Origin of the sequence: Peptoniphilus obesi ph1, assembly GCF_000311865.1 — a bacterium.
GTDB classification, from domain to species: Bacteria; Bacillota; Clostridia; order Tissierellales; family Peptoniphilaceae; genus Peptoniphilus_E; species Peptoniphilus_E obesi.
On the sequence record NZ_HE978581.1, the window covers coordinates 200,085 to 212,669 of the forward strand.

At 27.4% G+C, this 12,585-nt stretch carries 11 protein-coding genes and 1 tRNA gene; 2 read left to right on the plus strand and 10 right to left on the minus strand.

Going from position 1 to position 12,585, the window contains the following annotated elements; genetic code table 11:
* Positions 1 to 4: 4 nt before the first annotated feature.
* From smc to plsX, 5 genes are read right to left on the minus strand one after another with little or no spacing between them, the layout of a single operon-like run.
* The gene (gene smc / locus HGPB_RS04625) at positions 5 to 3,541 is read right to left on the minus strand and encodes a chromosome segregation protein SMC (RefSeq protein WP_019132531.1); all 3,537 of its coding nucleotides are present in this window, start codon (positions 3,539 to 3,541) and stop codon (positions 5 to 7) included.
* On the minus strand, positions 3,532 to 4,602 hold the full coding sequence (locus HGPB_RS04630; protein ID WP_019132532.1) for an elongator complex protein 3: 1,071 nt from the start codon (positions 4,600 to 4,602) through the stop codon (positions 3,532 to 3,534). Before HGPB_RS04630 ends, smc begins: the two co-directional genes overlap by 10 nt.
* Positions 4,595 to 5,293, minus strand: a complete 699-nt coding sequence (gene rnc / locus HGPB_RS04635; RefSeq protein WP_019132533.1) for a ribonuclease III — start codon at positions 5,291 to 5,293, stop codon at positions 4,595 to 4,597. The genes HGPB_RS04630 and rnc overlap by 8 nt, the downstream gene beginning before the upstream one ends.
* Before the next feature lie 8 nt (positions 5,294 to 5,301).
* Positions 5,302 to 5,526 (minus strand): acyl carrier protein, encoded by a 225-nt coding sequence (gene acpP / locus HGPB_RS04640; RefSeq protein ID WP_019132534.1) that lies wholly within the window; start codon positions 5,524 to 5,526, stop codon positions 5,302 to 5,304.
* A complete protein-coding gene (plsX, locus tag HGPB_RS04645; RefSeq protein ID WP_019132535.1) occupies positions 5,526 to 6,503 on the minus strand; it encodes a phosphate acyltransferase PlsX in 978 nt (325 codons plus the stop codon). The genes acpP and plsX overlap by 1 nt, the downstream gene beginning before the upstream one ends.
* Before the next feature lie 259 nt (positions 6,504 to 6,762).
* On the opposite strand from plsX, the gene rdgB reads away from it, so the two are divergent.
* On the plus strand, positions 6,763 to 7,368 hold the full coding sequence (gene rdgB / locus HGPB_RS04650; protein WP_019132536.1) for an RdgB/HAM1 family non-canonical purine NTP pyrophosphatase: 606 nt from the start codon (positions 6,763 to 6,765) through the stop codon (positions 7,366 to 7,368).
* A 224-nt stretch (positions 7,369 to 7,592) separates the two neighbouring features.
* Positions 7,593 to 7,669: transfer RNA gene (locus HGPB_RS04655), tRNA-His, on the plus strand.
* Between the two features lie 207 nt (positions 7,670 to 7,876).
* Here the strand turns inward: HGPB_RS04655 and HGPB_RS04660 are convergent.
* From HGPB_RS04660 to HGPB_RS04680, 5 genes are read right to left on the minus strand one after another with little or no spacing between them, the layout of a single operon-like run.
* A complete protein-coding gene (locus HGPB_RS04660; protein ID WP_019132538.1) occupies positions 7,877 to 9,151 on the minus strand; it encodes an N-acetylmuramoyl-L-alanine amidase in 1,275 nt (424 codons plus the stop codon).
* A gap of 42 nt (positions 9,152 to 9,193) precedes the next feature.
* Positions 9,194 to 10,186 carry an AIR synthase related protein gene (locus HGPB_RS04665; protein ID WP_019132539.1) on the minus strand — a complete coding sequence of 331 codons (993 nt, stop codon included), beginning with the start codon at positions 10,184 to 10,186 and terminating at the stop codon, positions 9,194 to 9,196.
* Positions 10,183 to 11,508 (minus strand): hypothetical protein, encoded by a 1,326-nt coding sequence (locus HGPB_RS04670; RefSeq protein ID WP_019132540.1) that lies wholly within the window; start codon positions 11,506 to 11,508, stop codon positions 10,183 to 10,185. Before HGPB_RS04670 ends, HGPB_RS04665 begins: the two co-directional genes overlap by 4 nt.
* Positions 11,505 to 12,203 carry a prepilin peptidase gene (locus HGPB_RS04675; RefSeq protein WP_019132541.1) on the minus strand — a complete coding sequence of 233 codons (699 nt, stop codon included), beginning with the start codon at positions 12,201 to 12,203 and terminating at the stop codon, positions 11,505 to 11,507. The genes HGPB_RS04670 and HGPB_RS04675 overlap by 4 nt, the downstream gene beginning before the upstream one ends.
* A complete protein-coding gene (locus tag HGPB_RS04680; RefSeq protein ID WP_019132542.1) occupies positions 12,200 to 12,574 on the minus strand; it encodes a prepilin-type N-terminal cleavage/methylation domain-containing protein in 375 nt (124 codons plus the stop codon). The genes HGPB_RS04675 and HGPB_RS04680 overlap by 4 nt, the downstream gene beginning before the upstream one ends.
* Positions 12,575 to 12,585 lie beyond the last annotated feature (11 nt).

A 12,585-nucleotide genomic window follows, 5' to 3' on the forward strand; every position in this document is an offset into this window, starting at 1 on the left:
TCTCCTATTTTTTTAATTTAACAGATATAAGTTTACTAACTCCCTTTTCTTCCATGGTTACGCCATACAGAGCATTTGCTATTTCCATGGATAATTTTCTATGAGTTATTATAATAAATTGTATATCTTCTATGCTCTTTATATAATCTGCATATCTTAAAATATTGCTATCATCTAGTGCAGCATCTATTTCATCTAGTATGCAAAAAGGTGCCGGTCTTACTTTTAAAAAAGCAAATAAAAGTGCAACTGCTGTTAACGACCTTTCTCCCCCAGATAAAAGAGATAATGATTGGAGTTTTTTCCCTGGTGGTTGAACATTTATTTCTATACCACTTTCAAGTAAATCATCACCAACAATGCTTAATTTTGCCTGGCCGCCATTAAATAATTCTACAAAAATCTCATTAAAATATTTAGCTACTTTATTAAAGGTATCTTTAAAAGACTTTTGCATTTCATCTTCTAGTTCTAATATAACATTTATTATTTCTTTTCTAGATAATAATAAGTCATCTTTTTGTTTTAAATTAAAATCATATTCTTCTTTTAATTCTCTATATTCGTCTATTGCTAAAATGTTTACTTGGCCAAGCTCTTTAATTTTTTCATTTAAAGAATTAATATTTTCTCTTATATTTTTTAAGGATTCTATATCTACATCATTATCATCTAGATTTATGTCATATTTGTTTTTTATGAATTCTAAATTTAAGTTGATATTTTCTTCAAATTTATCAAATTTAGACTGTATTTTTATGAGATCTTTTTCAGATTTTATCAAGATATCTCTCTTATCTTCTATTTCTTGACTAACTTTTGTTAATTTATCTTTGATCTCAGAAAGCTTTGTCTTGGACTCTTTTAACTCTTTATCGCTAAGTTTCATATCTGACTCTAATTTAAGAATGCTTTCCTTGATATTTTCTAGCTTAGCTTGATTTTCTGTTATAGCAATTTCATTAGTTTTTATTTTTTCATCTTGAGCCAAGATATCACTTTTATTATTTCTAATAAGGTCTTCTTTGTTTGATATCTCTCTTTCCAAAGACTTAACTTCTGAAGATATTTCAACTAGTTTCATATCTAAAGATACTTTTTTATCTTTTTTAGCTTCTATATCTTTTTTTAGCTCTGTCATCATGTCTTGATTTGTTTGACCCTGATCAGCGGATATTAATTTATCAATTTCTTCTAGTTTAAACCTATAGTCTTCATTTTCTTTTTTATTGTTTTCTATTTCAAAAACTAATCTTTCTTTTTGATCTTGATAGTCTTCTATATATTTGTCATTAGAAGTTTTTGTATCTTTTAAATTAATAAGTATTGACTCTGCTTTTTGAATCCTAGATAGGATATCTTTTTGACTTTCATACTCAGAATCTAGTGAAGTTTTTAATTTTTCACTTTCACTTTCTAATAAATTTATATTATTTTTAATTTTTCCTTGATTTAAATCTAGATCTTTTATATCTAATTTTAATTGATCAATTTCAACTTTTCTCGATAGCAAGTTATTGCTATTTCTTGATGTTTCACCCGCTGTAATTGATCCACCAATATTAAAGCTATCTCCATCCAAGCTAACAACTCTATAAGACTTATTTAAAGCAGAAGAAATTGCTTTTGCTGAGTTGAAATCTTGGCAGATTATAATCCTAGCTAATAAAAAATCAATTACTCTTTCTATTTCCTTATCATATTTTACAAATTGATTTGCAAAACCAAGTAGTCCCTTAATGTTATATGTAGATAAATCGATATTTGATTTTCTAAATCTAAGCGAATCTATGGGCAAAAATGTAACCCTACCAAATCTTTTTTTATTTAAGTAGCTTACCATCTGAGCCGCATCGTTTTCATTTTTTATAATTATATTTTGTTGAGCATAGCCAAGAGCTATTGAAATTGCCTTTTCATATTTTTTTTCAAGCTTTATATTATCAGCAACTGGTCCTAGTAGACTTCCTTTGAAAAGTCCCTCGTTTTTTGTTGCATTCATAAATAATTTTACACTCTTGCTATAACCTTCATAGTTTTCACTTATGTTTTTTAGGGCATTTAGTCTTGCGGCTTTATTAGAAATTTCATTTCTAATGCTTTCATATTTATTGACTTCTTGTGATAAAGAAGTCTTATTTTCCTCAAGCGATTTATTTATTGTTTTTATATTCTCTTCTATAGATATTTTTTCTTTATTTAAATCTTCTATTTTTCTAGCTTGATTATCCTTACTCTCTAATATTTCATCATTGTTTTTTAATAAAATATTTAAGTTTTTATCAATTGTTTCAAGTCTTGCTTTTCTGTCTTGAATAAGCGATTCCGATAAGCTAAGTCTTGATTCAAAAAATGATTTTTGCCTGTGGTTTTCTAATCTTTTTTCACTTTCTTTTTGTCTTAACTCTTCTTGAATTTTTTCTTCTTCAAGTTTTTCATCTAGCAAGTCTTTTACTTCTTCTACTTCTTTTAATAAATCATTTTTTCTTTGATTTTTTTCAGCTACAGAAAACTTTAGTTCTTCGATTTCTTTTTCTAGGATTTGATTAGAATTAGCAAGCTTTTCTACGCTTAAATTAGATGATCTATTTATTTCTTCAATATCTTTAGACCTATTTGAAATGAAATCCAATTGATTTTTATTTTTTTCAATTTCATTATCTAATCTATAATATATATTTTGCTTTTCATCGATGAAGCTCTCTATTTTCTCTTCTTGGCTTTCTAGATTTATTTTATTTTCTCTAAGGACTTTTAAAGATTCATCAATCTTTTTTATTTCTTCTTCTATCTTTGAACTTTCTTCTTCAAGCTTCTTTAGTTTTTGTCTATTTGCCAATACTTTCTTTTTACTATCAGCCAATTCGTATAGTTTTAATTCCTGACTCAAAGTTTTAAATTCTTTTGCTTTTTCAGCTTCTACTCTAAGAACTTCTTCCCTGTCTTTCATTTGGCTGATAATATCATTTAATCTTATAATATTATCTTCTGTATTTTTTAATTTGTTTTCACTTTGCTGTTTTTTCATCTTATATTTAGAAATCCCAGCAGCTTCATCAAATACAAACCTTCTTTGCTCGGCTTTTGTGTTTAAAATAGATCCAATTTTTCCTTGCCCTATTAAAGAATATCCATCTTTTCCAATTCCCGTGTCCATAAATAATTCTTTAATGTCTTTTAGTCTGCATTTTGTATTGTTTATAAGAAACTCTGTCTCGCTAGACCTATACATTCTCCTAGTTACAGAAACCTCGTCATAGTCTAGGTTTAAAGTCCTATCTGAATTATCAAATAAAATGGTTACCTCAGCAAGAGATAGGGATTTTTTATTGGCAGATCCGGAAAATATAACATCTTCCATCTTATCTCCTCTTAAATTTTTTGCAGAAGATTCTCCCAAAACCCAAGTTATGGCATCTGCGATATTACTCTTGCCACTGCCATTAGGGCCTACAATACAAGTAATCTCATCGTTAAATTCAATTTTAGTTTTATTTGCAAAAGATTTAAATCCTTGTATGTATAAACTTTTTAATCGCATACTATCTCCGTCTTTATCAATTTTCTTATATCTATCTCTTCTATCTTATCTTTATATGATAAAATTAAATGATTTTCGTCCAAATCTTTATATGTTAATCTAAGATTTTTTAACTTTAAATTATTTATTAGTCTTTTTTTAATGGCAGACTTTTGTCCTGATATATTCGATATATTTTTATTAGATGCAAATATAGTAACTTCTTCTTTAGTAATATTTTTATCCTTTAAAAAATTATAAATTATATCATAAAAAATCTCGCCATCAACGAACTGTCTTATAGATGGATGAAAAGGACCAGCAACAACATCTTTTCCAAGCTGAATATTTTCTGTTGGCTGTAGACCAAGCCTTATAACTTCAATTCCATTAAGCTCATAAAATTTAACTAATTCTTTTGATATTTCTATAGTTTCATCAAAGCTTATCGGCTTATATTTACCAGCCTTATAATCTTTTTCCATACTAGTTTGTTTAATTACTAAACTTGGATATATTCTGACAAATTTGGGACCAATCTTTTTAAATTCACAAGCTGTATAATAGCAAGACTCTTTGCTATCTCCTGGAAGCCCCAACATTTGTTGTAGTCCTAAGTTAAATCCAAAATCTTTTATCATTTGTGAAGCTTGGTAAACACAGGAGGCATTGTGCCCTCTTTTTGATAATTCCAAAACCTTTTCGTCTAAACTTTGAACTCCAAGTTCTATAGTATCTACAAGATGGTCTTTTAAGTTTTCTAAAATCTTCTCATCTATGCAGTCTGGTCTAGTCGATAATCTTATAGATTTTACTTTACCAGCTTCTTTATATTCTTTTGCTACTTGCAAGAGAGAATTTTGAATATCGCGGTCTATGGCTGTAAAAGATCCACCATAAAAAGCTATTTCAGTATTTGTCTTATCCTTAAAATAAGATAAGTATTCTTCAATCCTATCTTTTACAAAGGATTTATCCACATCAGTGCTAGCTTGGGCTATTTTCTTTTGATTGCAAAAAACACAGTCATTTGGACAACCTAGGTGTGGTACAAAAATAGGTATAATATTTATTTTACTCAACAATCTCACCAAACTTTTTAAGTGCTAAATAAGCAGCATTTTGTTCTGCTTTCTTTTTGCTTTTGCCAATTCCCTTACTAAAAGTTTTTCCATTAACTCTCAAGTCAATAAAAAAACTCTTATCATTATCAGGTCCTATTTGATCTGTTAATACATAATCTATATTAAAGCTTCTTCTCTTTTGGCAATATTCTTGAAGGGCAGATTTATAATTAGAAATATTTCCCTCTTTTTCAACTTTATCAAGCATTGCAGAGAATAATTCTAAAACTATAGACCTAGTATTTTCATAATTAGAATCAAGGTATATAGCACCAATCAAAGCTTCTACGCAGTCAGATAAGATTGATGTCTTTTCTCTTCCACCACTTCTCTCTTCTCCCTGCCCAAGCCTTATATATTCTCCAAGTTGCAAATCTTTTCCAATATAAAATAAGCTATTTTCGCTTACAATTTTTGATCTATATTTTGATAGATAACCTTCCCTCAGATTTTTATATTTTTGAAAAAAATACTCAGCTATTATCATTCCTAAAACAGCATCGCCCAAAAATTCAAGTCTTTCGTTACTACTCAATTCATATTCTTGCTCATTTACAAAAGATGAGTGAGTAAGGGCTGTTTCAAATAAGGTTTGATTGTTAAACTTATAATTAATCTTTTCAAGAAGCCTATCTGTTTTTCTGGTCAAATGATCACCTATTCCAAATCTTCCAAATAATTAAATACATCAGCTATTGTTTCTAAGTCCTTTAAATCTTCATCATTAATTTCTATATCAAATTCATCCTCAATGCTCATGATTAACTCAACAATATCAATTGAATCAGCATTTAAATCATCAACAAATGATGTGTTTTCATCTATTTCATCTACTTCTTTATTAAATTGTTCAGCTATAATTTCTAGTAATTTTTCTTTCATTATTTTTCCTCCTTAAATTTATCACTAATAATTTCTATAGTTTTATGTTCTTTAGTAAAAATAGCAGACTTAACTGCGTTTTTAATAGCCTTAGCATCTGAACTACCATGTGCCTTGATTATAATATTTTTAAGTCCAAGTAGAGATACTCCTCCAACTTCTTTATAATCCAAACTTTTCATAGTATTTCCTAATAATTGTTTAAGTTGAACTTGGTCAATCCCAATTTCTAGACCAGTTTTTTGAATTGTCTTTAATAAAAACATTGCAATTCCTTCAGTGTTTTTTAAAATAACATTTCCATCAAAACCATCACAAACAACTAGGTCACAATTTCCAGATGTAATATCTCTTGCTTCTATATTTCCTACAAAATTTAAATCAGATTCTTTCAAAAGTTGGTAGGCCTTTTTAGTAACGGCATTTCCCTTACCCTCTTCGCTTCCAACATTAAGCAGACCAACTCTTGGATTTTCATTTCCCAAAGATTCAAGATAGCTTGAACCAAGCTTTGCAAATTGTAATAATAATTCTTCATCACAATCCATATTAGCCCCAGAATCGATCAATAAGACTTTTCCATCTTTAGCTGGTAAAAAGGTTGGTAAAACTGCTCTTTTAACATTTTCAATTCTTCCAACTATAAAAATTCCACCAGCAAGAAGTGCTCCAGTTGATCCACAAGATATAAAAGCATCATATTCATTTTCTTTTAATAAATTTAATCCCTTAACAATAGAAGAATCTTTTTTTCTTCTAATACTCTTTGCAGGATCATCAGTATTTTCAATCACTTCTTTTGCATCTATAATATCAAAATCTAGGTTAATATTATTATCTAAAGCAACTTTTTTTATATTTTCTTCATCACCAATCAAAGTTGCATCTATTTTAAACTCTTCTCTTGCATCAAGGGCTCCTTGAATAATTGCTAGAGGTGCATTATCTCCACCTGATGCATCAAATAATATTTTCATTTATTACCTCCATATTTAATAAAGTTCATAGAACTCCATCTTTTATATTTAATAACTAGACATAGATATTGTCAAGTATCTAGCCTAAAATATCTAGTCAAACACTAGTCTTAGATAGATTATATATTAATCACTTTATGATTTGCTATTTATTTTTTAATTAATAATTTTCTTCATAAAATATAAGTTTTGTATTATGATTTATTTATAAGCATTTCTTATTCTTGCGTATAATATAGAAATTTAATTAGGAGATAATATGGTAAATAATAAAATAAAAAAACAAATAGTTTTATCCAGTGATAACAAAAATAAGATAAGAGAAATAAAAGAAATAATAAAAGATCTTCCAATAGAAATTTTATCTAAAAAAGATATAGGTTGCCAAGACTTAGAAGTAGATGAAAAATATGATACTTTAGAAGAAAATGCACTAGTAAAAGCAGAAAGCATAAAAAGATATACAAAAAATGCTGTAATAGCAGATGATACTGGATTATTTGTAGAAGAACTAGGTGGGGAACCAGGTGTACACTCTGCAAGATATTCAGGAGATCATGATGATCAAGCCAACAGAAATAAACTTTTATCTAAACTTAAAGATTCAAAAGATAGATCAGCCTATTTTAAAACAATTATAGTTTACATAGGAGAAGATGGAAAAAAAGAATACTTTGAAGGAATTTGTAAAGGTTATATAACAAGAGAAGAAAGAGGCGAGAACGGTTTTGGATATGACTCTATCTTCCAGGCAGAAGGATATAATAAGACATTTGCTGAAATGACAGATGATGAAAAAAACTTTATCAGCCATAGAAGAAAAGCAATTGAAAAATTAGAAGAATTTCTTAAAAAACAAATTTAAGAATACAAGAAATTATATTTAAGGAGCAAGATAATGAAGGAAAATTTGGAATATTTAAATATTTTACTTAAGATAATACAAATTATATGTTTAATAATCTTAATTAGAGTATCATTAAAAAAACTAAGAGAAAACTAGAAAGCGTTATTAGAAACTTTGAACTAGTCTTAAGTAAATTAATCTTGACTTAAAGTAAAAAATTTGTTAATATACTTAAAGACATGGTGGGTATGGCCTAGTTGGTTAGGGCGCAAGATTGTGGCTCTTGAGGTCGTGGGTTCGAATCCCACTATCCACCCCATAATTTTAAGAAACTTCATTAAATTCTGTAGAAATTCAAAATAGCTTGAATTACAGCATTTAGTGAAGTTTTTTATTTCTCAAAAGTGATAATATTTCACAGAAATTTATAAAAATTCATAGAATTTTACGAAATTTCAAAATTTTTACACCACTTTTTAAATATTAAATACTTTTAAATAAAAAAATAAAAGAGATTAAATCTCTTTTATTCTACATATTTGTCTATATAACTTTTTACACCTTTATAAATTCCAGTTGCCAAACTATCTAAGTATTGGTCTTCTGTCAATTTATCATATTCTTGTGGATTTGATAAAAATCCTACTTCAACAAGAGCTGATACACATTTAGTTTTATTTAAAACTATTAAGTCAGGTCTGTTTTTAACTCCCCTACTTTTTGCTCCTGTTTCTTTAATTATGGCATCTAAAATTTCCTTAGCTAAAAGTTTTTGTTCAGCTTCTTTTATTTCAACATTTTTTTCACTAGCATAAAGAACTTCTATACCACTAGCATCTCTGTTATCAGACGAGTTAACATGGATTGATACAAAGATTTCAAAATCTTCTTCATTTGCTTGTCCTGCTCTATCAAGTAGTTTTACATATTCATCTTTATCTCTAGTCATTTCAATTTCTAGATCATCATTTGCAAATTTATCTCTTAGTAATCTAGAAAGTTCTAAGGTGATTTCTTTTTCTTGTAAACCTGATGCTGCACTTGCGCCTGGATCTTTTCCACCGTGTCCAGGATCTATAAGTATTGATACTTTGCCTTTGGCTTTTATTGTCTTGGTAATTTTTCTTTCTTTTTTTATATCATCAACATCCAAACCTGCTGCCTTATAAATTTCTTTGTCAGATTTTTTTTCAATTTTGTTCATTTCTTTTTTTTCATTTTTAGAAATAAACTCATTGTTTTTATTGCCATAAGATTCTTTTACAGGTTTTGAGTCTTTAATCAATTCTTTTTCTTCTGCATCTATTTTATCACCTTTTATAGTTTTGATAAAAACTGTGCTTGTTTTTTGATCCCAATCTACATCATAACCCAATGTTTCGGAAATAAAACGAATTGGTACCATTGTTTTTGATTCTTTTCTTGGTTGAGAATAGTTGGCAAATCTTGGAACTGAATTTTTATCAATTTTTTGTTTTTTACCATTTAAATAAACAACATTAGAATTTATTTGTAAAACTAGATTTTTATCTCCATAATTTACTGTGGCACTTTTTAACTTATTATCCCAGCTTACTGTCGCACCAAGATTTTCAGTTACTTCTCTGATTGGTATAAAAGTACGTCCATTCACATTGTATGCTTTAAAGTCTGTTTTTAAAATTTTTCCATCGATATTAATATTTACATCATTGACCTTTGTGTTCTTATTATTTATTTTTACATTGAAAGTGGAACTAGCAGCTACACTTTGAGGCACTAGTAAAAATACAAATAAGAAAAATAAAATTATTTTTTTCATAAGCCCTCCTACTAAAATTTATACATCAGAATGGGCATATTGTCAATTATTTGCAATTTTATAAAGTTCATCCTTGCTCACTTCTTCTACTTGTATAGTCTCTTTCTCATTTGAAATACTAAGTCCCGATCCCTCATTAATTTTTCCTATCTTAGTGATTTTTATTTTGTTTTCCTCGCACTCTTCTTTAAATGCTTCAAAATCTTCCCCACTAAATACAAATATCATACTACCAGACGATATAAGTTTATAGGGATCTATTGAGAAATAATCAGCAACTTTTAAACTTATATTTTTTATTGGTATATCTTTTTTATCTAAGCTGATATTTTTATTTAAAAAATTTGCAGTTTCAACAAGTCCACCAATAATCCCACCCTCTGTCACATCGTGCATATATTTTACACCATGCTTCATAGCTATCTTTGACTCTTTTAATACTGATAAAAATTCTTTTAAATCATCTAATTCTTTTTTATCTTCTGCATTTAAAATCTTATCTAATTTTTCTTTATTTTCGCTATAAATTATTGATGTTCCTTCTATTGCTATATCTTTTGAAATACAAACAATATCAGACTCTTTTGTTGATTTTGGATCTATAAGTTTATCTCTGTCAATTCTTCCTATAGATGTTACTGTTAATATAAGTTTATTAACTGCATCTGTTATTTCGGTGTGGCCTCCAATAATATCTACATTTAACTTGCTGGCTTCTTCTTCGAGCTCTTTCATTACAAGTCCTAAATCTTCTATTTGAAAATCTTTTGGAATCAAAGCAGATATTAAAAGTCCAACTGGCTCAGCCCCCTGGCACGCTATATCATTGCAAGCTACATTTACTGCTAAAATTCCAAGGTCTTTACTTGCTCCAGTTATTGGATCTACAGATGCAACTATCAAATCGTCTCCAAAATCCAAAACTGCAGTGTCTGATCCTATTGCAGATGCTTGGAGAGATTCTTTTCTTTTTATTTTCAAATTTTTAAAAATATATTTATTTAATTCTTTATTGGTTAATTTACCTATATTCAATTGCTTTCTCCTGTATAAATTTCTATTCTAAATTTATAGACTTCATTTTCTACACTCAGGTCTTTTATTTCAGTTTTGTATTTTATATCTTTAATAAAATTATCTAAAGTTTCTTTAGAGTTTGTATATCCTGTTAAAAATATGCTATCAGTTTTTAATTCATAATAATTAAAGAATAAGTTATTATTTTGTTTGTTTTCAAGATCTAGAAATAAATCTATAAGCTCTTTATTTTTTTCTTTTACTTGCAGACTTTCTTTTTTTATATCATTTTCTTCGATTAAATTTTTGTTTTCATCTTTTATGTTTTCTATATCTAAATCTGATAATTTCTTTTGGACTGCAATATTTGTTTTTTCTAGTTCAGCTTTTCTTGCATATTCCTTTTTTATATTAGCATTTAAAGATAAAAGAAAAGTCAAATTTACTATTAGTAAAGCCAATACGGCAAGAATAATTTTGAATTTCTTGTCTTTTTTATTTTTTATAAAGTTATAATCTTGGTCTAGATTAAAGTTGATTTCATTATCAAAACTAGATCCTGGAAAATCGTTTAATAATAAGTCCTTAACTTCTGCAAAAATAGAATTCCCAAAAAAATTTGCTTTTTCTGTCTTAAAATTATCTTTTAAATAGTTTATTTTCTTATAACTAATTAAAGTAAAATTATTTTTTATCTCTTCTTTTATGCTTTCGTCATATTCTTGAAACTTTCCTTCTATTATATTTTCAAGAGATAGGTATTCAAGATCATATTCTTTTAAAATTTCATATATTTCGTCAAAATATAATTTTTCAGATTTTTCTTGGTCTTTAAATACTATGTGGTTTAGGGAAAAGTAGCAAGTATTTTCATTTATAATATCTTCTAAACTATAAAATCCTTTTAGCTTTTTGCCAAGTTTTTCAAAAATATCAAAATAATCTTTTATAATTGATTTTTCCAAAAGACTTATATCTAAATTAATTTTATCTTCCAAATAATTAGCCTTGTAGACGTAAGAATAATTATTCATATCAATCGGCATAATTTCTTCAATTTCATAATAAATCATAGATTCAATATCTTCTGCATCAATTTTTGGAATATCTAAATTAACTTTTATAAATCTATCAGATGGACTTATTATAATAAAATTATCCATGTCGCTATTTTCAATTTCTTTTTTTAAGATATAAAATAAATAAGACTTATCCTCAACTAGAAGATTTTTAATAATATCTTTTGGCAGTTCAAAAGTTTTATTTAAATTCTTGCTAATAATAGTAAAAGATAAGTCGTCGATAATAATATATGTAGTATCTTTATTATAAAAATTCAAAGTATGACCTCCATAATAGCTATTGCAATATATGGACAAAAAGCTATTTGATCTTTTCTTTTCTTATATCCACTAGCTACAAAAATAAGGGAGAAAACTGCAGCGACAATAAAACTATTTCTAAGAATTATAAATGCTTGGAATAAATCACTTGCAAAAAATCCAGAAACAGCTCCCAATATTACATCTCCAATTCCCATTGCTCCACTAAATTTGTATATTAAGTAATAAATAGCAAGTAAAAATAGGCTTGCTATAATAGGTCCTCTAATTTCTAAAGTATTTATGTATTTATAAATTAATTCAAGAAAAAATACAAGATATGCATCTAGACTATAAATATATTTAAATCTTATATCAGTAAAAGCTATCAAGATTAAAAGATAGGCTTGCAAAATTCTCAAAGAAAAATTTAACCCAAGACCATATTTTTTATAGATAATTAAACTTATTATTCCAGTAAAAATTTCAATTAAAAATATAGAAAAATCTATCTTTTCATTACAATCTTGGCATCTTCCCTTGAGAAAAATATAGGAAAAAATTGGTATATTATTATAAAATTTTATTCTTTTCCCGCAACTTTCGCATTCCGATCTTCCAAATAAAAATGATTTTATATTATCTCTTCTACTAATAAAGGCCCCCATACAGGAGCCCATTATTGCACCAATTATAAAAATTAAATAAATCATTTGCTATCATCAGGAACTAATTTGTCGCCCTCTAATTTTAAAAGTCCTGGCTTTACAGTTATCTCCTGATTATCTCCAACGCTTATAGTAAAATCGTCATTTGTATAAGCCTTGGCTGGCTTTGGTGGCTTACCTTCAAAATAATCAGAAAGTTCATCTATGCTTATGCTAGATACTTTTTCATCTTCATGTTCCATTAAATATAAAATGGATGCATTTTTTATTTCTTTAACATTTAAGTTATGCGCAGCCAGTTGAGCATTTAAATTAGATTTTTTAAATCTTGGCAAAGCTATTGAAACAAGTATTAATATAATTGCTATAACGATTACGAGTTCTACCAAGGTAAAAGCTTTTAATTTTCTTTTCATGTTACCTCCTT